Origin of the sequence: Sphingobium aquiterrae (assembly GCF_037154135.1) — a bacterium.
Taxonomy (GTDB): domain Bacteria; phylum Pseudomonadota; class Alphaproteobacteria; order Sphingomonadales; family Sphingomonadaceae; genus Sphingobium; species Sphingobium aquiterrae.
The window spans coordinates 1-19,921 of record NZ_JBANFL010000017.1 but is presented as its reverse complement, the minus strand read 5'-3'; the positions used below and the strand labels follow the sequence as shown (position 1 = coordinate 19,921).

20 protein-coding genes are annotated in these 19,921 nt (G+C 63.0%); 10 read left to right on the top strand and 10 right to left on the bottom strand.

Features of this window, described 5'->3' with window-relative positions:
* Positions 1-235: 235 nt before the first annotated feature.
* From WFP78_RS17370 to WFP78_RS17360, 3 genes are all read left to right on the top strand, one after another.
* The gene (locus tag WFP78_RS17370) at positions 236-2,047 is read left to right on the top strand and encodes an FAD-dependent monooxygenase (protein WP_336965213.1); all 1,812 of its coding nucleotides are present in this window, start codon (positions 236-238) and stop codon (positions 2,045-2,047) included.
* A gap of 11 nt (positions 2,048-2,058) precedes the next feature.
* A complete protein-coding gene (locus WFP78_RS17365; protein WP_336965210.1) occupies positions 2,059-2,475 on the top strand; it encodes a nuclear transport factor 2 family protein in 417 nt (138 codons plus the stop codon).
* Positions 2,476-2,570: 95 nt separating this feature from the next.
* Complete coding sequence (locus WFP78_RS17360) at positions 2,571-2,978, top strand: nuclear transport factor 2 family protein (protein WP_336965208.1); 408 nt, start codon at positions 2,571-2,573, stop codon at positions 2,976-2,978.
* A gap of 69 nt (positions 2,979-3,047) precedes the next feature.
* On the opposite strand, the gene WFP78_RS17355 is transcribed toward WFP78_RS17360, so the two are convergent.
* From WFP78_RS17355 to WFP78_RS17330, 6 genes are all read right to left on the bottom strand, one after another.
* The gene (locus tag WFP78_RS17355) at positions 3,048-3,878 is read right to left on the bottom strand and encodes an SDR family NAD(P)-dependent oxidoreductase (RefSeq protein WP_336965205.1); all 831 of its coding nucleotides are present in this window, start codon (positions 3,876-3,878) and stop codon (positions 3,048-3,050) included.
* A 48-nt stretch (positions 3,879-3,926) separates the two neighbouring features.
* Positions 3,927-5,090, bottom strand: a complete 1,164-nt coding sequence (locus WFP78_RS17350) for a thiolase family protein (RefSeq protein WP_336965202.1) — start codon at positions 5,088-5,090, stop codon at positions 3,927-3,929.
* A complete protein-coding gene (locus tag WFP78_RS17345; RefSeq protein ID WP_336965199.1) occupies positions 5,087-6,166 on the bottom strand; it encodes a thiolase C-terminal domain-containing protein in 1,080 nt (359 codons plus the stop codon). Before WFP78_RS17345 ends, WFP78_RS17350 begins: the two co-directional genes overlap by 4 nt.
* An 82-nt stretch (positions 6,167-6,248) precedes the next feature.
* Positions 6,249-6,647, bottom strand: coding sequence for a Zn-ribbon domain-containing OB-fold protein (locus WFP78_RS17340; RefSeq protein ID WP_336965196.1), 399 nt, complete (start codon positions 6,645-6,647; stop codon positions 6,249-6,251).
* Positions 6,644-7,798 (bottom strand): thiolase domain-containing protein, encoded by a 1,155-nt coding sequence (locus tag WFP78_RS17335; protein ID WP_336965193.1) that lies wholly within the window; start codon positions 7,796-7,798, stop codon positions 6,644-6,646. The genes WFP78_RS17340 and WFP78_RS17335 overlap by 4 nt, the downstream gene beginning before the upstream one ends.
* Positions 7,799-7,809: 11 nt before the next feature.
* A complete protein-coding gene (locus tag WFP78_RS17330) occupies positions 7,810-9,447 on the bottom strand; it encodes an AMP-binding protein (RefSeq protein WP_336965191.1) in 1,638 nt (545 codons plus the stop codon).
* A 176-nt stretch (positions 9,448-9,623) separates the two neighbouring features.
* On the opposite strand from WFP78_RS17330, the gene WFP78_RS17325 reads away from it, so the two are divergent.
* From WFP78_RS17325 to WFP78_RS17305, 5 genes are all read left to right on the top strand, one after another.
* Complete coding sequence (locus WFP78_RS17325) at positions 9,624-10,472, top strand: fumarylacetoacetate hydrolase family protein (RefSeq protein ID WP_336965189.1); 849 nt, start codon at positions 9,624-9,626, stop codon at positions 10,470-10,472.
* 61 nt (positions 10,473-10,533) lie between these two features.
* Positions 10,534-11,301, top strand: coding sequence for an SDR family NAD(P)-dependent oxidoreductase (locus WFP78_RS17320; RefSeq protein ID WP_336965187.1), 768 nt, complete (start codon positions 10,534-10,536; stop codon positions 11,299-11,301).
* A gap of 3 nt (positions 11,302-11,304) precedes the next feature.
* Entirely contained in the window at positions 11,305-12,072 is a 768-nt protein-coding gene (locus WFP78_RS17315) for an SDR family NAD(P)-dependent oxidoreductase (RefSeq protein WP_336965184.1), read from the top strand.
* A gap of 107 nt (positions 12,073-12,179) precedes the next feature.
* The gene (locus WFP78_RS17310; RefSeq protein ID WP_336965181.1) at positions 12,180-12,512 is read left to right on the top strand and encodes a hypothetical protein; all 333 of its coding nucleotides are present in this window, start codon (positions 12,180-12,182) and stop codon (positions 12,510-12,512) included.
* Between the two features lie 42 nt (positions 12,513-12,554).
* The gene (locus tag WFP78_RS17305; RefSeq protein WP_336965179.1) at positions 12,555-13,835 is read left to right on the top strand and encodes an aromatic ring-hydroxylating oxygenase subunit alpha; all 1,281 of its coding nucleotides are present in this window, start codon (positions 12,555-12,557) and stop codon (positions 13,833-13,835) included.
* 128 nt (positions 13,836-13,963) lie between these two features.
* Here WFP78_RS17305 and WFP78_RS17300 read toward each other — a convergent pair whose 3' ends face one another.
* Together WFP78_RS17300 and WFP78_RS17295 are read right to left on the bottom strand one after the other, a co-directional pair.
* Positions 13,964-15,250, bottom strand: coding sequence for a pyruvate dehydrogenase complex dihydrolipoamide acetyltransferase (locus tag WFP78_RS17300; RefSeq protein ID WP_336965176.1), 1,287 nt, complete (start codon positions 15,248-15,250; stop codon positions 13,964-13,966).
* A gap of 1 nt (position 15,251) precedes the next feature.
* A complete protein-coding gene (locus WFP78_RS17295; RefSeq protein WP_336965173.1) occupies positions 15,252-17,594 on the bottom strand; it encodes a transketolase in 2,343 nt (780 codons plus the stop codon).
* 135 nt (positions 17,595-17,729) lie between these two features.
* Between WFP78_RS17295 and WFP78_RS17290 the strand changes: the two genes are divergently transcribed.
* Complete coding sequence (locus WFP78_RS17290) at positions 17,730-18,188, top strand: Lrp/AsnC family transcriptional regulator (RefSeq protein WP_336965172.1); 459 nt, start codon at positions 17,730-17,732, stop codon at positions 18,186-18,188.
* 27 nt (positions 18,189-18,215) lie between these two features.
* Here WFP78_RS17290 and WFP78_RS17285 read toward each other — a convergent pair whose 3' ends face one another.
* On the bottom strand, positions 18,216-18,593 hold the full coding sequence (locus WFP78_RS17285) for a winged helix-turn-helix transcriptional regulator (RefSeq protein ID WP_336965169.1): 378 nt from the start codon (positions 18,591-18,593) through the stop codon (positions 18,216-18,218).
* A 96-nt stretch (positions 18,594-18,689) separates the two neighbouring features.
* Here WFP78_RS17285 and WFP78_RS17280 point away from each other — a divergent pair, with 96 nt between their 5' ends.
* Positions 18,690-19,256: an FMN-dependent NADH-azoreductase gene (locus WFP78_RS17280; protein WP_336965166.1), complete on the top strand. Its 567-nt coding sequence runs from the start codon at positions 18,690-18,692 to the stop codon at positions 19,254-19,256.
* A gap of 291 nt (positions 19,257-19,547) precedes the next feature.
* Here WFP78_RS17280 and WFP78_RS17275 read toward each other — a convergent pair.
* Positions 19,548-19,921: hypothetical protein (locus tag WFP78_RS17275; protein WP_336965163.1), on the bottom strand; the 374-nt coding region annotated here is incomplete at its 5' end.

Below are 19,921 nucleotides of genomic sequence, written 5' to 3'. Positions count from 1 at the left end.
ATCCAATGCTACTGATCGCCGGCGCCAGATTACCTCGCTATCCTGCTCACATTATCACGGCGCGCCGATCAGTCAACACATGTGTTGATCATATCGATTCAACGTGGCAATAGAGGGCAGCCATTCGCGGCATTTGGTTCATCTGTCGGCGACGGATATGACCGTCGCGGACACGAGGCGACGGATGCCCGAAGGCGGATCGGGTCTTGTATGAAGCCCATGGAGGGGATTCGGAATGGAAATGCTTGAAGTTGATGTGCTCGTCGTTGGTGCCGGTGCGTGCGGGCTGACCTCGTCCATCATGTTGTCGGATGCGGGAATCGATCATCTGGTGATCGAGCGGCGCAGCGGAACGTCCGACCTTCCCAAGGCACATTATTACAACCAGCGCACGATGGAGATATTCCAGGCGCACAGCATCGCTGGGCCCGTGTTCGATGCCGGCATGCCGATGGCCAATTGCACCGTGCGCTACGTCACCAGCCTGGGTGGCGATGGCGATCTGGACCAGAAGGATCTGCTGCGCTTCGATGCATTTGGCGGGGGACCGCGCCGCCTCGCCACGCAGAAGGCGGCCGCGGTCCCGCCGACGCACCTGCCCCAAATCGGCCTGGAGCCGATCCTCCTCGATTTCGTCCAGGAACGTGGCGCACGCCCGGTACGGTTCCGGCATGAACTCGTGGTTTTCGAGCAGGACGGAGAGGGCGTCACAGCCACCGTACGCGACAAGGAGACCGATATCGAATATCAGGTCCGTGCCAAATATATGATCGCGTCCGACGGCGGCCGGACGGTCGCTCCGGCGCTTGGCATAGAGCGTGAGGGGCGGGCTAATCTGGCCGTGCTCGTGTCGGCTCATATCAGCTGCGACCTGTCCGATCATATTCCGGGCGACGCGATGATCACGCATATCATCCATCCCGAAAGCCGTTTCCGCTGGGGCAGCAATGTTCCCGTTGGGCCGGTATGGAGCAAATATTGTCCCCAATGGCAGTTCAGCTTCGCCTATCATCCCGATGAGGCGAACCGCCTGACCGCCGACGATATCGTGCCGGCCATTCGCGAGTCCATGCGCCTGCCCGACCTCGACATCACGCTGCACAAGGTGAACGAGTGGGTCGCCGAAGCGACAGTGGTGCCGCAATTCCGCGCCGGGCGGGTTTTCCTGGCGGGCGATGCCGCGCATCGGGTGATCCCGACATCCGGTCTCGGCCTGAACTCGGCCATCCACGACGCGCATAATCTGTCGTGGAAAATCGCGGCCGTTCTAAAGGGCGAGGCGGGCGACGCGCTTCTCGACACCTATGAGGCGGAGCGGCTGCCGGCGAGCCGGCGCAACGCGGAATGGTCCTACTTCACCTTCGTCAACCATCTCTATGTCGAATGGTCGCTCGGCATGCTTCCGGGCATTCCGCCGGAAGCGGCAATAGAGGCCATCAAGGAATATACATCCGACACCGATTACGGCCGTATGCTGCGCGCCCGCGCGACGGAGATCGCCGGCACGCAGCGCACCGAATATGGGGCCCTAGGCATAGAATTGGGTGATCGGTTCGAAAGCAGCGCGGTCATTCCCGACGGTACGCCCGTTCCGGTGATCGATCCGATGGGTGACATCTACGATCCGACGACGCGTCCGGGTCATCGCCTGCCGCACGCCTGGTTCGACAAGGGCTCTCAGCGCATCGCGAGCCATGATCTGGTCGGCGCCACCGAACGCTTCGCGTTGATCACCGGCGCAGAGGGAAGCGCGTGGATCGAGGCGGCCGAGAAGGCGTCCGCCGCGACCGGCATGGATATCAAGGCGATCCAGGTCGGGGTCGGCTGCGAATGGCAGGATGTGTACGGCTATTGGGAAGAGAGCAGGCAGATCGGCGAAGACGGCGCCGTCCTGGTCCGGCCCGATAATTTCGTCGCCTATCGTGCCGAGGCGATGGTTGCCGACCCGGTCGCGGCACTGACGGGCGCGGTGTCGCTCGTGCTAGGCCGTGAGGAAAAGGGTGCCGGCGCCCACGCGGCATCGCGCCAGCCCGCCATGGCCAACTGAGGGAGAGCAGCATGATGTGCAGCGATGAAGTCTATGCCGCCTGTGCGCGGCTGACAGCCGCGTTCGCCATACTCGTCGATGCGCATCGCAACGACGAACTGGGCGAGCTGTTCACACAGGATTGCAGTTTCGAGAGGCCCGGCGTCAGCCTGGGGAGCCGTGCCGAACTCGTGACATTCATGTCCGCCCGGCCGCGTGACCAGCTCACGCGCCATTGCTGCACGCCGCCGCTGATCGAGCAGACGGGCGAGGATGAGGCGAAGGGAGTGACGTACCTGACCTTCTATCAGGGTGAAGTGCGGGAGGAGGGACCCGGCAAGCTGCTGGGCGTCACCGCCTTCGCCGAATATCACGACCTGTTCCGCAAGACCGCCGACGGCTGGCGCATCGCGGCGCGGCGCGTCGTGCCGATCATGATGGCGGGCTGATCGACGAGCTTGTTCGACGCGTCGCAGCAATGGCGATGATGCCGTCATATACTGTTGCTGAGCGCGGGCGCAGGTTCAGTGGAGAGACCCCTATCATGAACCGAACGGACAAGCCGGACAATCTTGCGGCGAGGCTCGTTCGAGCACTGGGGGATCTCACCGCGCTGGAATTACTCTATACGGACGATGTTGTTTTCCATCTGCCTTCGTCCTTGGTCGACGACGCCATCCGCGGCAAGGCCAATGTCATGGCCATGCATCGCCAGGTTTGGACCAGCATTTACCATCCTGTCGTGGAGGTAGAGATACTTGATACCCTGGCGCAGGACTCCCTTAGTGCGGCGCGTTTCGTGTATCGAGCGCGGTTCAAATCCACGAACGAAGCTTATCAGAACGAGTACACCTTCTTCGTCCGTGGGAGGGAGGGCATGATCAGCGAGGTCTTCGAAGGCGTCGACTCGCATCGCTTCGTCCAACTGCGTCCGTCGGTGGCTGACGCTTAATCCCGCGTGCCGTTCCCCGCGGAGGATGGCCCGGCTCAGCTGGTCGCAAACCTTGCGCTGGTTCACGGCTCACTGGTCAGCAGACCCGTGCTGCATGCCGCCTGATGCTATTCCGCGCCGCGTCGCCAACGTCGGCTGGTGTCCGGTAAGTCCGCCGTCGACCGCCATCACCTGCCCGGTGAACCATCGCGACTCGTCCGACGCAAGGAAGAGTACGGCATGGCCGATGTCGATCGGCTCGCCCGTGCGGTTCAGCATCTGCGAATCCTGGACCACCTTGATCGCTGCGTCCGACATCACGCCGCTGGACCGGCCCGGGACCAACCCGGGCGCCACGGCGTTGCAGCGGATATTCTGGTGGCCATAGGCTGTGGCGATGCTCTGGGCGAGGCTGATCATGCCCATCTTCGCCACGCCATAGGCGCACAGCACCAGATCCCCGCCAAAGGCGGCGGCGGACGAGGTGTTGATGATGGAGCCGCCCCCCGATTTGATCATCTCCGGGATCGCCTTCTGACTGCACAAGAAGGCAGCGCCCACATGGCCACGAAATGTCTCCACGAAATAGTCGAGGGTCATGTCGGTGACATGCGAATCCTTGAAGACGAAATCGTTGCTGACCGGACCGGCATTGTTCCAGAGCACATCCAGCCGGCCGAAATTTTCGACGGCGAGGGCGACCATGGCGTCGACATCGTCCGCATCGTCGACAGTGCCGACATGCGCGATCGCGTCGCCGCCCGCCTTTCGGATGTCTTGCGCCAGGTCATTGACGCGCGGCGCGATGTCGTTGAGCACCAGGCTTGCGCCTTCGCGCGCCAGGAGCCGTGCGGTCTCGGATCCCAGGGTGCCGGCCGCGCCCGTCAGTATCGCGACCTTGCCTGCAACGCGTCCCGTCATGCGCCTCTCCTATCGACATATTCCATCGGTCCGGATTCTCCGCACCTGTCAGGGCTTGTCGGCGCCCATGACCACGCAGGTCGAAAATTGGGTCGCGCCACCCTGTCCGGTCGCCACGGCGCGCCCTATGCCGTCTTCCTGTCGCTCCCCCGCCAGCCCGCGCACCTGCAGGGCACACTCGGCGATCCTCACCAGCGCCGCCGCGCTCACTGGGTTCACCATCTGCGGGCCACCGGACGGGTTGACGACGATGCGCTCGCTGCCGTCGATCAGCCGATCGGCGAATTGCGGTCCCGTACCGTCCCCGACCAGCCCCAGCGCGGTATAGGCCATGGCTTCGGCGCTGGAAAAAGGCGCGTGGATCTCGACGCAGTCGATCTCCTGGGCCGGACGGCTGATGCCGGCCTGCCGGTAGGCCCTGCGTGCCGATTCCATCAGCGTGTAGAGTTCGATCAGCGACCCTTCGGCGCGATGCATGCGATCGCCCATGGCATAGGTGTCGCTCAGCCCCGCGGCGCCATGGACCCAGGCGACGTTGCGGTCTTTCGCCAGATGCTCGGCCGTCAGGACGACGGCGCAGGCCCCTTCGCTCATCGGGCAGGCCTCAAGCTGGTGGATCGGCCAGGCGAGCACGGGCGACGCCAGCACTTCCTCGGCCGTCACGCGGCGCTTGCGGTCGATCGTGTCATTCCGCAGCGCGGCGCGCGAATTTTTGGCGGTCAGTTCGGCCCAATGTCGCAGCTCATAGCCCTGGTCCTGCATCAGCATCGTCGCGCGCATCGCCACCATGCTGATCGTCGTGACGGAGATATCCTTTTCGTAGATCGGGTCGAAGATCGAGTTGAAGACCTTCTGCGAGGTGGAGGCATGGCCCATGCGTTCCAGGGCGACGACCAGCACGGCATCGCAGCGTCCCGACGCGATCCACGAAATGGCGGCCAATACCGCCGACGATCCGGTGGCTCCGCCAGTGTTGACCCGGAAATAGGGAATGCCCGGGCGCGCGATCGCCATCAGGTCCATATGGTTCAGTCCGGCCAGCGCATCGGGCGCGACGCCGCCGATGACCAGGCCGATGGCGTCCATGTCCAGCCCGGCGTCATCCAGCGCCTTCACGACGGCTTCGCGCACCAGTTCGCCGCTATTCTTGTCCGCGTGGCGCCGCTTGTAGACCGTTTGGCCCACACCGGCGATGGCGACCCGGCCATTCATGCTGACGCCTCCAGGAATGCGGCATGCGCGGCCTGGCCGCCCATGGCAGATACGCCGGTCACCAGTGCCCGCTTCGGGCCGGGAGTGATCTGGCATGGTCCGGCCCTGCCGGTGAGTTGAAGATAGGCCTCGACCGCGTTGACGAGGCCGCAGGTCGGAAAGCACCAGCCGCTTTCGCTCCCTCCGGCCGGATTGATATGGGCCTGGGCGGCATAGGTCGCGTAGCCCGACCCCGGTGCGGCGATGCCGAGCGCTTCGAGCGTCAGGGCTTCGTCGGACAGCGTCGGTCCGGCTAGGCAGAAGAGGTCGACGTCGCCAGTGCCAAAGCCGGCACGGCTGGCCGCGCGGCCGACGGCATCGACCAGGGGCTGCGCCTCCACCAGGTCGCGCGCGCCGATCAGGGCGGACGCGGCGCTATGGCCGAAGCCCGCGAGCCTGACGGGGCCGGGACCGCGGCCGATGATCGCGGCGACGGCGATATCCGCCATCAGCGGCGCATCTTCCGCGATCAGCGGTGCGGCAAGCGGGAAGCGGACCCCGTCTGAAATGGCCCTCGGATTGGTCAGGGCACGCGCCTTGCGCACGGCGGCGGCGTCCAGCCGGGCTTGCCCCGGCATGCCGTGCCGCATGCCCCATGCGGAGAGGCGGAGTGCCGAAAGGATGAATTCGTCGGGTTGGAAGACTTGCTCGAACAGCGGATCGAAGGCAGCCTGCGAGGTGCGCGCATAATTGCCCTCGCTGGCTCTGCCCCATGCCGCGACGATGGAATAGTCCGTCTCGCCCGCTTCCACCCTTGCCGAAGCGAGCGACAAGGCCGCAAGGCCGTCCGATGCAAGCCGGATTTCGTCGCGGAGATAGGCGCCCGCGGCCGGCGCCGTCACCATGCTGGAAAGCGATCGGCCATCGACAAGATCATGCGCGGACAGCACGACGGAATCGATGCGCTTCATATCGACGCCACTGTCGCGCACCGCCGCGGATGTCGCCTTGAAGATCAGGTCCGTCAGGCTGAGCGAGGCATCGGCCCAGCCTGTCACCATCCCGACGCCCATTATGCTGACCTCTCCAGCCGTCACCGTGCTTCCTTCGTGTAGAGGTATCGATCGGACCCGACCGTCCGGTTACTTGCCGTGTCAATCGGATAGCGGCCGGCGATTGTCAACGTATATGTTGATAGTCGATGGCCGTGAACATCGGGGTCGTTTTGCCATCCGCCCCGGGCTTGAAGAGGACACGAACCTTTGCGCCGATTTCAAGCGTGTCGAACGCGCAATCCACGATGCTCGACATCATGGTGACCCCCTCGTCCAGAGTGACATAGGCGAGGCAAAAGGGCGCCGAACCATAGCGCACGATGGTGAACGAATAGATTTCGCCGTCGCCGACCGACTTTTCCCATATCGTCTCAGGGCTTCCGCAGAACGGGCAATGGGCGCGCGGATAATAATGCGGCTTTGCGCAGTCCATGCAGCGTTTGACGAGCAGTTCGCCCCTTTCGGCCGCTTCCCAATATTCCCGGTTCTCGGGAAAGTTCACATTGCCGATGATATCCGTCATGCCACGCGCTCCATGATCGCGGTCGCACAGCCATGCCGCTGCCCCAGGACGCCGCCCGTGCCGTGCGACATGGCCAATGTGCAGTTCGGCACCTGGACGGCAGGATGCGCTTCTCCGCGAAGCTGGCGGACGGTCTCTATGACCTTGGTGATGCCGCCACGATGCGCCGGGTGATTGCTGCAAAGTCCGCCGCCATCGGTATTGACCGGCAGGCGTCCCGTGCCCGACAGCAGTCCCGCATCCTGCACGAAGCGGCCGCCCTCGCCTTTCTCGCAAAAGCCGAGATCCTCGATCGCGAAAAGTACCGTCGCGGTGAAGCTGTCATAGGTCGACAGATACTGGATGTCGGCGGGCGTCACGCCCGCTTGCGCATAGGCCGATCGCCCGGATGCTATGCCGGCGGTGCGGGTGATGTCGACCTCAAAGCCGCGCTGATAGCCGATTGCATGGCCGGCGCCCTTGATCTGGACCAGCGGCCTTTTCAGGCTGCGCGCGATTTCCTTGCGGGCGACGATGACGGCGCCGCCGCCGTCGCTGATCACGCAGCAATCCAGCTTGTGAAGCGGATCGGCGATCATCGGCGACGCGAGTACTTCCTCGACGGTGACCGGGGTCTTCAACCGGGCGTTGGGATTATGCTGGGCATGTTGTGAAATGGCCACCTTGATCCATGCGAGCTGTTCGGACGTCGTGCCATATTCATGCATATGGCGCTTGGCCGCGAGCGCGTAGCTTGCCGCCAGCAAGGAACCATAGGGCAATTCGAACTCATTTTCGGGGAAGCTGGTCAACTGGACCTGGCCGCCGGGATAATCGCCTTCCGCACGGGGCCGGCCCGCAAGCGTTATCAGCGCCACGTCGCAGAGCCCCGCCTCGATCGCCATTGCGGCCTTTTGCACATGCATGACCGGCGAGGAGCCGCCGATATCGGTCGAATCCACCAGACGGGGATTGAGCCCGAGATATTCGACCATGGACAGTGGTCCCACGCCCGGGGCGTCGCCCGCGCAGAAATAGCCGTCAACATCGGTGATGCTGAGGTCCGCGTCGGCCAGCGCTCCGGCCGCCACTTCGGCATGCAGCATCGGTGTCGATTTGTCGGTGGCGAGGCGCGTCGGATGCTCGAATGCACCCACGATAAATGCGTTCATGTCTCGTCCTGTTAGGCCGGGGTTCGTTCGAAGAGGCGCAGGCCGCGCTTTTCCGCGCGCAGGTCGAAGCTGCCCGGCGCGTGGCGGGGGTCCTGGTCGGCCGGGAAAAGTGCGCCCTTCTGCACCTTTTGTGTGCCCGTGACGGGCAATTCGTCCCGGAAGGCCATCCAGGCCGGCAGCTTGGCGGCGCTCAGCCGGCCGACCATCGCGCGCTGTATGTCCAGGGCGCTTTCCCTCGTCCAGGCGACGCCGTCCATCGGGACGACGCAGGCCATGATCTCCTCATCATGCATCTCGTCTTCCACCGCGAGTACGGCCACCGCTTTCACATGGCCATGGTCCAGCAGCGCGTTCTCGACTTCCGCGGCGGCGATATTCTCGCCCGACCTGCGCACGATATTCTTCTTCCGATCGACGAAATACAGCATTCCGTCCGCGCTCTGCCGGCAGATGTCGCCAGTGTGGAACCAGCCCCCGCGCCATGCCTTTTCGGTTTCCTCGGGCTGGTTGAGATAGCCGGAGAAGAATCCGTCGCGCGGGTCCGGCCCCGAGGACCTGACCAGCAGTTCGCCGGGCGTGTCATAGGGCAGGGGTTCGTCATGGTCGTCGACGATCCGGACTTCCCAGGGCGCACGTGGCCGCCCGAACGCGCGCTCGTCCCGGCTGCGCGGTTCGTCGCTGTTCATGATGGCGCGCGAGGTTTCGGTCATGCCCCATGCCTCGACCAGCTGGATGCCGAAGCGTGCCTCGAACGCGTCGCGAACGGCGGGCTCTATGCCGGCGCCATAGCCGTAGCGAATCCGGTGCTGCTTTTCCTCGGGGCATTCGGGCGCCTTGACCAGAAGCGGCGGAATGATGCCCAGATAATGGAAACAGGTGGCTTTCGCCGCAACCAGGTCCTGCCACCATTGGGACGCGCGAAACCGATCCTGCATGATCAGGCAATTGGCCTTGCTCATCAGCGTGGTCAGCGTGAACACGGATACGTTCATGTGAAAGGCCGGCAACGGAATGTAGAGCCGGTCGCCCCCTTCGCCGAACGACACGGGGCCTTTCGCGCCACCATAGGATTGGCCGGCCGCCAGACATGACTTGTTCGAGATCAGGCAGCCCTTCGGCTTGCCGGTGGTCCCCGACGTGTAGATGATCAGGGCGATGGCGTCTTCCTTGGCCGCGGGAACCGCATGCGGAGCGGAGGCCGGCGGCGGCATCGGTGAAGCCGGCGCGGAAAGGTCCAGGATCGCTATGGGCCTGTCCAGCGTCGCGACGCCTTCCCGGATGCGCTCCAGGCATTGCGGTGCGGCCACGACCAGGGCGCATTCGGGGAAGCCGATGCCGAACGCCATCTCGTGCGCGAGATAGTCGGGATTGAGCGTGACCGCGGTGGCGCCGATGCTGTTCAGCGCCAGATAATGCCAGAAATGTTCAGGCAGGTTCCCGGCCGCGAGCGCGACGCGGTGGCCTGGCCGATAGCCCGCGGCACGATAGTCGGCAGCCAGGCTGTCGATCTTCTGCCGCGCCTGCGCATAGCTGACCTCCAGGCCGTCCTCATGATAGCCTCGCCCTGCCGTGGGCGGGTAGCAAAGAAAGGCATTGTCCGGCGCGCGCGCCGCCGCATCGGCAAAAAGTTCGTAGACGGTTTCGATCATAGCCTCTCCGGTCGTCCGGCCAGTTTTCGTGCCAGCAGCCTGCCAGCGGGATCTGCTCCCCGACCAGCCTCGATGAAGGCTACACAGCGTCAAACAGGTTTTCAACACAAATGTTGACAAGGCGCGATACCGCCTTCATCGATAGGGAAAACGCAGATGATATGAGAGGGCGGACATTGAAACTCATCACATACCGGGCCGGCGGCAAAGTCCATATCGGGAAGACCGACGGGGTCGGTATTTCAAGGCTGGATCATCTGCTAGACCATCTGGTCACCGATCTGACGGACCTGATCGCCGATTGGGAGCATCTGGAAGGGGAGGTCGCGCAAGCGCAAGGGCAGGACGACGCCATAGCGGACGTCGAATTGCTGGCCCCCATCCTGCGGCCCGGCAAGATTCTCGGCCTCGGCATGAATTATGCCGATCATGTCAGAGAAGCCGGAATGGAGATACCGGCGGACCAGATATGGTTCACAAAGGCCGTTACCTCGGTCAACGGACCCTTCGCACCGATCCAGCTTCCCAGGGTGTCTACGGCGCTCGACTATGAATGCGAACTGGTCTTCATCATCGGCAAGCGGTGCCGCCATGTCTCTGTCGAGGACGCGCCGGGCGTCATTTTCGGATATTGCGCCGGCAATGATGTCAGCGTGCGCGATTGGCAGCTCAAAACCTCTCAGTTCATGCTCGGCAAGTCCTTCGACACCCATGCGCCCTTCGGCCCGTGGATCGTGACCCCGGACGACATCGATCCGCTCGACCTGCCCATCCGCACCTTGGTCAATGGCGAGACCCGGCAGTCCTCGAACACCAGGAACTTCATCTTCACGCCCGCCGCGCAGATCGCGCATTTGTCGCAGGCGATGACGCTGGAACCGGGCGACGTGATCTTCACCGGCACGCCGGGCGGCGTCGGCGCGGCGATGAAGCCCCCGCAATTTCTGAAAGCAGGCGATGTCGTGCGTGTCGAGATCGACGGAATCGGCGCGATCGAGAACCGGGTCGAGCCCGAAGGCGCCTGATTTCCACGCCTGGCCTGCCTGCCGGACAGCGGCATGAAAATCATATCGAAGGAGCAGGATTATGAACGATAACAAGACCAGTCTTGAGGGACGCGGTATCGTCGTGACCGGCGCGGCCAGCGGCATCGGCCGCAGCGGCGCGATCATCGCGGCGCGGCGCGGCGCCCGTGTGCTGGTGACCGACGTCAACGAGGATGGCGGACAGGAAACCGTGGAGATCATCCGCAAGGAGGGCGGCGAGGCGGCGTTCGAGCGGGTCGATATCTCTGCAGAGGACGATGTGAAGCGCATGGTCCGCCGCACGGTGGAGCTTTACGGCAGACTGGACGGTGCCTTCAACAACGCGGCCCTTCCCCAGGTCACGTCCATGGCCCATGATCTTTCAGTGGCGCAATGGCAGCGCAACGTGGCGGTCACGCTGACCGGCACCTTCATCTGCATGAAATATGAAATCGAAGAGATGCTGAAGAATAGGGCGGGGGCCATCGTCAACACCTCGTCCGGCGCGGGTCTGCGCGGTTTCGCGATGGGGTCGGAATATGCCTCCGCGAAGTTCGGCGTGGTCGGCCTCACCCGGACGTCCGCGATCGAATATGGACCCCACGGGCTTCGCATCAACTCGGTTTCGCCCGGAGCGGTCCGCACGCCGATGCTGATCGCCGCGATGGAAAATGATCCCGATCTCGAACCCTATATCAACAAGACGAATCCCATGGGGCGTATGGCCCATCCCGACGAGATCGGCGAGGCGGCGGCCTGGCTGCTGAGCGATGCGGCATCCTTCGTCACCGGCGCCGTGCTTGCCGTCGATGGCGGTCACCTGGCATGAACCATGGCTGATCCGGGCAAGCCGCTCGACGGGCGGGCCATCATCTGCACCGGTGCCGCCAGTGGCATCGGCCGCAGCGCGGCCATGGTGGCGGCGCGCCACGGCTCGCGCATCCTTGTCACCGACATCGACGACAAGGGAGGGCAGGCGACGGTCGAGACGATCCGCGCCGCCGGCGGGGAGGCCGCATTCGAACGGGTCGATATCGCCGATGAGGCGCAGGTGCAGCACATGGTCGCCCGCGCCATCGAAATGTTCGGCTCGATCGACGGGGCCTTCAACAATGCAGGCATCCCGCCCATGGATGCCGGCCTCCACCAGCTTTCGCTGGAAAAGTGGCGGCGTAGCATCGACATCATGTTGACGGGCACGTTCCTGTGCATGAAGCATGAGATCGCGGCGATGCTGACGCGGGGCGGCGGAGCCATCGTCAACACCGCATCGATCGTGGGCCTGCGGGGATTGCGCAAGGGCGCCGAATATTGCGCCGCGAAGCATGGTGTTGTCGGTCTCACGCGCACCGCCGCCCTCGAATATTCGCGCTTCGGCATCCGGGTGAACGGCGTCGCGCCGGGATGTATTCGCACCGGGATGATCGAAGCCGCGCTCGACGCCGACGACGCATTCGAAAATATGATGGTCTCCCTGCACCCCATTGGCCGCATCGGATTGCCGCAGGAGGTTGGCGAAGCAGTCGCCTGGCTGCTGTCCGACGCGGCCTCCTTCGTCACCGGAGCGGTCCTGCCGGTCGACGGCGGGTTTCTGGCATAATCAACATGTACGTTGACACAAGGCGAGCCATTGGATAGCTTTTGACAAATATGAGGCCAGTAACCGGTCTGGCACGACGTCGGATACAGGGAGGACCGAGCAGCGATATGCTACCGCCAGGATTTGAAAAGCTCGTTCCCTATATCGGCTATTGGGACGTTCCGACCATGACGGAGCGATGGGAGCGCCGCGCGACCCTGCCCATGGAGGATATTCGCCGATTCTACGAGGATATGCTTGAACATGGCGGTGCGGCGATGGACCTGATCGCCTTATATCCCATGGACGATATGCCCGAAGATGTCGGGCGTCTGGCCCGCCTCATGCTCGCCTTCATGAGCGCGGCTGTCGCGGTCGAGGTGGTGGGAGCGCCGCGCGATCCCTTTTCCCCCTATCCGCACAATATCCGCATCGTGCGCGGCCCGGCCCCCTGGGGCTGACGCGCCGCGCGATCGCGCATTTTCATCGAAAGGATTGCCGAGATGGGCGTCGAAACCGTTTCCCCAAAAGCCGAACCCGGCAAACCGGAAGACAGCTATACCCTTGCGCTGGGGCTCGATACCGGACCCATTTCGACGGAACCCTATATCTCGCCTGAATTCTACGAACTGGAGCGCCAACAGGTGTTTGGCCGAGCCTGGCTGGCCATGGGCCGGGCCGAGCAGGTGCCCGAACCCGGCTCCTATATCGTGCGCGAACTGGAGGTGTGCAACGCGTCGGTGCTGATCGTGCGGCAGAAGACGGGGGATGTGCAGGCTTTCCATAATGTCTGCTCGCACCGGCAGAATCTAGTGATGAACGATACGGCGGGACGCGCCTCGCGCTTTACCTGCCGCTATCACAGTTGGACGTTCGGAACCGACGGCCGGCTATTGTCGGTCCCCGACGAACCGCGCTTTTTCGGCCTCGACAAGAAGCAATGCGGCCTGACGCCCATCGCGACCGAGGTCTGGCAGGGCTGGATTTTCATCAACATGCAGCCGGAGCCCGAAGTGACGCTGGCGGAATTCCTCGGGGAATTCGGTGCATTCTACAAGGATGTCCCTTTTCCGGGATCCGGCCACAGCCTGAAGTTCGAAGCGCGGCTGGACGCGAACTGGAAGGTGATCAGCGACGCCTTCGCCGAATCCTATCATGTGCCGTCCATCCACAACAAGACGCTGCGGCCCGCGTTCAGCAATCCGTCAAACCCCTTCGCCCGCCCGATCCGCGCGGCGGCATGGGGCCCGCACAGCGCCTATTCGGCGTTCGCGAACCTGGACTATGCGCCGCCCGACCATGCGCACGGCGAAAGGCTGGCCTATCGCAGCGGCGCGTCGAACAACATCATTTCGCCGTCTGGCGCGAAAGATATCGAAAAACTTCTGGGCCATCCGTCGATCAATCCCGACAAGCGCCAGGAATGGTGTTCGGACGCGAATATCATCTTCCCGAATTTCCATATGGACGTATCGTTCGGCGGCTTCTTCATCCATCATTTCTGGCCGACCAGCCATCGGTCGACCCGATGGGTCGCCGAATATTTCATGGAGCCCTGCCTGGATTTCCAGACGCGGCTCCAGCAGGAATATTATGCGATCCGCAATATGGAGGTGCTGCTGGAGGATATCGGCAATACCGAACGGGTGCAAAAGGGCATGGAAACGCGGGCCAAGCCCTCTGTCTATCTGCAGGACGGAGAGGTCATCATCCGGCAATTGCAGCATCATATCGGAAAATGGGTCCGTGCGGACAGCGTAAGGGACGCTCTCGCCGCAGACTGAGACGATCGGGCCTTGCGCAGGGGGCGCAAGGCCCGATCAATGGTCTTCGTGACGGATCGCTGGGACGGACGCCGATTGAGCGTCCGTCCCCGCATCATTTGATAGAAGCCGCTCCCCGCCTCGTATTGTCAGCTGAGGATGAGGAACGGCCGTTCGACGAACTCCCGGAACGCGGCCATCAATTGGGCCGCGACCGCACCGTCGATGGCACGATGGTCGAAGCTGGCGGTCGCGGCGATAAGGGTCGCCAACGCGATCTCGCCATCTACCTTCCAGGGCTGTTCTATGCCTGCGCCCACGCCCAGGATCATGGCCTGGGGTGGGTTGATCACGGGGAACATCTCGTCGATCCCGTACATGCCCAGGTTCGAGATCGACGCCGTACCGCCCTGATAGTCTTCGGGCATCAGCTTGCCGTCGCGCGCCTTGGCCGCCAGTTCCCGGCTCTTTTGCGCAATGGCCGACAGCGACAGGGACCCGGCATCGCGAATGACCGGAGTGACCAACCCGCCCTCGATCGCGACGGCCATCGCGATATCGACCCGGGAAAAGCGGTGCAGTTCGTCACCGCCGAACTGGACATTCGCGTCGGGAACGGCGCCGAGCGCGAGCGCCAGCGCTTTTATCAGAAAATCGTTGACGCTCAATTTGATGCCCCGGTCCGCCAACCCTGCGTTCAGTTCGGCGCGAAGCTTCAGCAGCGGATCGATCTGGCAGCGGGCGGTCAGGTAAAAATGCGGGACCGTCTGCTTGCTCTGGCTCAATCGCCGGGCGATCGTCTTGCGCATCGCATTCAGCTTGACGGTCTCGACCGGAACGCCGGCGGGCGGTGAGTCTATGATAGCGGCGGCAGCGGGCGCGTCCGGGACGGGCGATGCCGCTGCGCGCAGCAGGGAGGCGATGCCCAGATCGGCGCGGACGATCCGTCCGTTGGGGCCCGTGCCCCTGACGACCGACAAATCTAGCCCTTTCGCCTCCGCGATGCGTGCGGCCAAGGGGCTGACCTTGATCCGGTCGGCGAGCGGAGTTCGTTTTTTTGGCGTGACCGCGGCGACCACCTCGATCGCAGGCGGGGTTGCCGACGCTGGCAAGGGAGCCGGCGCGGGGTCGGGCGCGACCGCGGGTGGGGCAGGGACGGGCACCCGCGCGGCCGCAGGAGGGTGTTCGGCCTCTCCTTCCTCGGCCAGCAACGCGATCACGGCGCCGACGACGACATCATCGGTTCCTTCGGCAACGACCAGCTTGGAAATGCGGCCCTCGTCGATCGCCTCGAACTCCATCGTCGCCTTGTCGGTTTCGATCTCGGCGATCAGATCGCCGATCTTGACCACATCGCCCTCGGCCACCAGCCATTTGGCCAGATTGCCCTTCTCCATTGTTGGCGACAGCGCCGGCATTTTCAGCTCGATGGCCATTTCAGTTCCCCAGGAAGAGTTCGGCGGCGGCATCGACAATGGCGTCGGCATCCAGCCTGTATGTGCGATAGAGGTCGGGCAGGTCTCCGGTCTGTCCGAAGCGATCGACGCCCAATGGGCTGACCCGCATGCCCTTGACGCTACCGAGCCAGGACAGTGCGCCGGGCGATCCATCCAGCACCGTCACGAGGCCCGCGCCCGGGGCGAGCACCGACAACAGGGTTTCGGCGTGGCAGGGCGTGGGCGTCCCGTCCGACCAGCGCGCGGCCCGTTGCGCGGACCATCCGCGGTGCAACAGGTCGGGGGATGTCACGTTGAGCAGTCCCAGGCCCGGCATGTCCTCGGCCAGCTGTTCCCAGGCCGCCAGGGCTTCGGGAGCGACGACCCCGGTGAAGGCGATCGCGGCCTCCGCGCCACCGGCCGGCCGGCGCAGCCAATAGCCCCCTTTCAGCGCATCGGCCTCCCAATCGCCATCGTCGCGCGACACTTGTACAATCGACCGGGTCGACAGGCGGAGATACACCGAACTGCCGTCCGGCCGCTGCATATGGTCGAACGCCCAGCGCATCATCAGCGCCAGCTCGTCGGCATAGGCCGGTTCGAAATAGGTGAGGTTGGGCTGCCCCATGCCGATCAGCGGCGTATTGATCGACTGATGCGCGCCGCCTTCGGCCGCCAGCGTGATGCCCGAGGGGGTGCCGACCAGAAGGAAGCGGGAATCCTGGTAGCAGCCATAGTTCAGCGCATCCAGGCCGCGCGCGATGAACGGGTCATAGACTGTCCCGACGGGCAGCAGGCGCGTTCCGAAATGCGGTGCGGCGAGGCCGAGCGACGCGAGCAGGATGAAGAAGTTGTTCTCCGCAATGCCCAGTTCGATATGCTGGCCGGCTTGATGCGCCGACCATTTCTGCGCCGAGGGTATCTTCGCCTTGTGGAATACGTCGGCGACTTCCTGCCGCCGGAACAGGCCGCGCTGGTTGACGAACCCACCAAGGTTCGTGGTCTGCGTCACGTCCGGCGCCGTCGTGACGATACGATCGCCGATCGGTTCGCCGGATTTGGCGAGGTCCAGCAGGACGCGGCCGAATGCGGACTGGGTCGATTGTTCGGGCCCGTCGGGAACGGGGAACCGTGTCGGCACGGGCACGGCCTGCGCGACCGGCTCGGCGGCCTTGTGGGCCAGCGGGCTCGCATCGACGAACGCCTGCAACTCTGTGGCGACATTGTTGCCCAGCCCGCCCCACCGTTCCCATTCCTGACCCTCGACGATGCCCAGGCTGCTTCGAAACTGCTCCATCTGCGTCGGGTTCATCATGCCCGAATGATTGTCCTTGTGCCCGGCCAGCGGCAGGCCGAACCCCTTGATCGTATAGGCGATGAACAATGTCGGCGTCTCATCGCGGGCGCTGTCGAACGCCTCCATCAGCGTTTCGATGCAGTGGCCGCCAAGATTCGTCATGACCGTCGCCAGCGCCGCATCGTTGAAGCTGTCGAGCAGCTTTTCGACATGGGGCTTGGTGCCGATATCGGCTGTCAAGCGCGCGCGCCAGGCCGATCCGCCCTGATAGGTGAGCGCGGCGAAATCGGCATTCGGGCAGTTGTCGATCCATTCTTCCAGCGATTTTCCGCCCGGCCGCTTGAAGGCCTCCCGCTGCAGCTTGCCATATTTCAGCGTCAGGACGCGCCAACCGCAGGTTTCGAAGATATCGTCGAACCGGCGGAACATCCTGTCGGACGTGGTGCTGTCGAGCGACTGCCGGTTATAATCGACGACCCACCAGCAATTGCGCAGATCATGCTTGTAGCCTTCTATGAGGCATTCATAGATATTGCCCTCGTCAAGCTCGGCATCGCCCATGAGTGCGATCATCCGGCCCGCATCCTCGTTCTTCACCTGACCGTGCGCGATCAGATAATCCTGCACCAGGCTCGTGAACGCGGTGATCGCCACGCCCAGTCCAACGGACCCCGTCGAGAAATCGACGGGAATGGTATCCTTGGTCCGGGACGGATAGCTCTGGACGCCGCCAAGGCCGCGGAACCGCTGCAGCCGGTCGAGCGACTGGTTCCCCAGCAGATAATGGATCGCATGCAGGACCGGCCCGGCATGGGGCTTGACCGCCACCTTGTCCTGCGGGCGCAGTGCGTGGAAATAGAGGACCGCCATGATGGCGGTCATCGACGCGCAACTCGCCTGATGCCCGCCGACTTTTAGCCCGTCGCGCTTTGGACGCACATGGTTCGCATTGTGCACAATCCAGGACGACAGCCAGCGCAACCGGGTATCCAGCTGCTCGAGCGAACCCGCTATGGCGTCATCATCCCCGGAAACTGTCGAACGCATCTGCCAATCCTTACTTTTGATGCGCCTTGATACGGCATTGCCAAGGCGCATGTCCTTGCAAAATAATGCTGCAGATGCACGGGAAGGGGTGTATTGTGCTTTGGAAGGCCGATTTATCGAAAGATTATGCCAAAAATGGAAATTGACGATCTGGACCGCCGTATCTTGGCCGAACTGCAGCAGGACGGCCGTATGACCAATCAGCAATTGTCGGAGCGGGTCGGGCTATCCCCCAGTCCCTGCCTGCGACGCCTGAAGAATCTGGAAGCGGCGCAGATCATCAAGCGCTACGTCGCGCTGGTCGATCCCGATCTCGTCGGGCTGGGCGTGACGGCATTCGTGCGCGTGCGGCTGGACCAGCAGGGCGACCGGCATCTGACAGAGTTCGAGGATGCCGTCGGTGCCTTTCCCGAGGTCATGGAATGCTATCTGATGACGGGTGACTCGGACTATCAGCTGCGGGTCGTCGTCAAGGACCTCCGCGCATTCGAAGATTTCCTGCGGTACAAGCTCACGCGGATCGCCGGCGTGTCTCAGGTGACGACGAGTTTCGCCCTGCGCCCGCTCGTATACAATACCGCGCTGCCGATCTGAATGATTGTGGCCTGTTTTGAAAAACCGTCAAAACCTGTCGTCCCGGCTGTCATACCGGCTGCGCGCCATGTCCACGGTGGCGCGGTTTGCGATAGCCCACTCGCCCAAGGCACGGACGGGTTCGAGCAGCGATAGTCCAAGGGACGTCAGGGTATAATCGACGCGCGGCGGAATGCTCGGCGTCACCTCGCGCGTGATCATTCCGTCGCGTTCGAGGCCTCGCAGCGTAAGCGTCAGCATGCGCTGCGATATGCCGTCGATAGCGCGCTTGAGCTCGTTGAACCGCCGGGGGCCTTCCCCCAGCGTGGCGATTACCTGGATACTCCATTTGTCGCCGACCCGCGCAAGGACTTCGCTGACGCGAACGCATTCGGATGCCGGATGGTCCTGAACGGGGGCAGTCACATCGATGTGCCTTTGGTTACCAATATGTGCCGTCTTGCGAGCAGGAACTTCCTATCGCATTTCATGGCCGGTCACAAAACAGAAGTGAGTAACAAAATGAAACTACTCCACATCGACAGTGCCATCACGCAGCCCGGTTCGGTCACGCGCAAACTGTCCGCGGACATAGTAAAGCGCCTCGTCGGGTCTCGCGACGATGTCGAAGTGATCCGGCGTGACTTGGCCGCAGACCCGCTCGACCATTTCACGCTGGGCGACATTCCCGCGCCGGATGGCATGACGGAAATATTGGAAGAGTTTCTCGGCGCGGACGTGATCGTCATCGGCGCGCCGATGTATAATTTCACGGTGTCCAGCCAGCTCAAGGCCTGGATCGACCGAATCCTAATAGCGGGCAAGACCTTCACCTATGGCGCGGAAGGTCCAGTGGGGCTTGCGGGCGGCAAGAGGGTGATCATCGCAGTTGCGCGCGGGGGCTTCTATGGCGTGGGTACCCCGGCCGCTGCCAACGAGCATCTCCAGTCCTATCTGGCCGGTGTGTTCGCCTTCATCGGTATCACCCCGGAATTCGTGGTTGCCGAAGGCGTGATGATCGGAGCCGATCATCGGGAAGCGGCTCTGGCGGATGCGGAGCGGCACATCCTCACCCTTGGCACAATCTAGGGTCAAGACCTATTAAATTGCTTGCGGATGGCTTTGCGTCTTGATTCATTGGGGGCAGGAGGTGTCGCCATGGATGATCTGCTGTTGCTGTCGGAGGCGCAATCTGCGGCTACCGGCAAACAGAGGCCATCGCTGAAAACCAGCGACTGCCCTTAAACTAGCCGAAATCAGGGATTTTTCAACGATCGGCGACCGTCGCCAGACAGGATTTTGGAGGCCCGAGCCTTTATGGAAGATTGCTTCGCCTAACTTCGCTGACAACCGGACGTCAATCAAATCAACATGTTGAGTTTACGTCCTTAATCGCTGCCCTTCGTTGATATCCGCCTGCCAACGGATCACATTGAGGGAACGAATGAGGGTATGAATTTGGGTAAGCTGACGGTGTTTTCGGCGAGGAGCGCAAAACCCGGGCGCGATGCCGACAGGAATGGACTCCACCTCCTGATAAAACCCTCGGGTATATGGTCCCGGAATGAGCTGGTGCGGATTGATTTTGAAGATTGATGGTTTTTTGTCCATGCGTTGCAGATGACCTGATAGGGTGTTCGCTATCGCAATGCCTTGAGGTGCTTGGCGAAGTTGTAGGCTGTCAATCGGCGTGCAAACGGGACCCCTTATCGGCGCGCAAAAGGGACCCCCTGTCAGGATGGCGGAACGTTGAT

What these genes read in the sequence shown, in the direction of transcription:
- WFP78_RS17370 (WP_336965213.1), top strand. Translation starts at nt 236, where the DNA reads ATGGAAATGCTTGAAGTTGATGTGCTCGTCGTTGGTGCCGGTGCGTGC.
- WFP78_RS17300 (WP_336965176.1), bottom strand. Translation starts at nt 15,250, where the DNA reads ATGGCCATCGAGCTGAAAATGCCGGCGCTGTCGCCAACAATGGAGAAG.
- WFP78_RS17315 (WP_336965184.1), top strand. Translation starts at nt 11,305, where the DNA reads ATGGCTGATCCGGGCAAGCCGCTCGACGGGCGGGCCATCATCTGCACC.
- WFP78_RS17310 (WP_336965181.1), top strand. Translation starts at nt 12,180, where the DNA reads ATGCTACCGCCAGGATTTGAAAAGCTCGTTCCCTATATCGGCTATTGG.
- WFP78_RS17350 (WP_336965202.1), bottom strand. Translation starts at nt 5,090, where the DNA reads ATGAATGGCCGGGTCGCCATCGCCGGTGTGGGCCAAACGGTCTACAAG.
- WFP78_RS17330 (WP_336965191.1), bottom strand. Translation starts at nt 9,447, where the DNA reads ATGATCGAAACCGTCTACGAACTTTTTGCCGATGCGGCGGCGCGCGCG.
- WFP78_RS17290 (WP_336965172.1), top strand. Translation starts at nt 17,730, where the DNA reads ATGGAAATTGACGATCTGGACCGCCGTATCTTGGCCGAACTGCAGCAG.
- WFP78_RS17335 (WP_336965193.1), bottom strand. Translation starts at nt 7,798, where the DNA reads ATGAACGCATTTATCGTGGGTGCATTCGAGCATCCGACGCGCCTCGCC.
- WFP78_RS17305 (WP_336965179.1), top strand. Translation starts at nt 12,555, where the DNA reads ATGGGCGTCGAAACCGTTTCCCCAAAAGCCGAACCCGGCAAACCGGAA.
- WFP78_RS17355 (WP_336965205.1), bottom strand. Translation starts at nt 3,878, where the DNA reads ATGACGGGACGCGTTGCAGGCAAGGTCGCGATACTGACGGGCGCGGCC.
- WFP78_RS17365 (WP_336965210.1), top strand. Translation starts at nt 2,059, where the DNA reads ATGATGTGCAGCGATGAAGTCTATGCCGCCTGTGCGCGGCTGACAGCC.
- WFP78_RS17340 (WP_336965196.1), bottom strand. Translation starts at nt 6,647, where the DNA reads ATGACGGATATCATCGGCAATGTGAACTTTCCCGAGAACCGGGAATAT.
- WFP78_RS17320 (WP_336965187.1), top strand. Translation starts at nt 10,534, where the DNA reads ATGAACGATAACAAGACCAGTCTTGAGGGACGCGGTATCGTCGTGACC.
- WFP78_RS17360 (WP_336965208.1), top strand. Translation starts at nt 2,571, where the DNA reads ATGAACCGAACGGACAAGCCGGACAATCTTGCGGCGAGGCTCGTTCGA.
- WFP78_RS17280 (WP_336965166.1), top strand. Translation starts at nt 18,690, where the DNA reads ATGAAACTACTCCACATCGACAGTGCCATCACGCAGCCCGGTTCGGTC.
- WFP78_RS17295 (WP_336965173.1), bottom strand. Translation starts at nt 17,594, where the DNA reads ATGCGTTCGACAGTTTCCGGGGATGATGACGCCATAGCGGGTTCGCTC.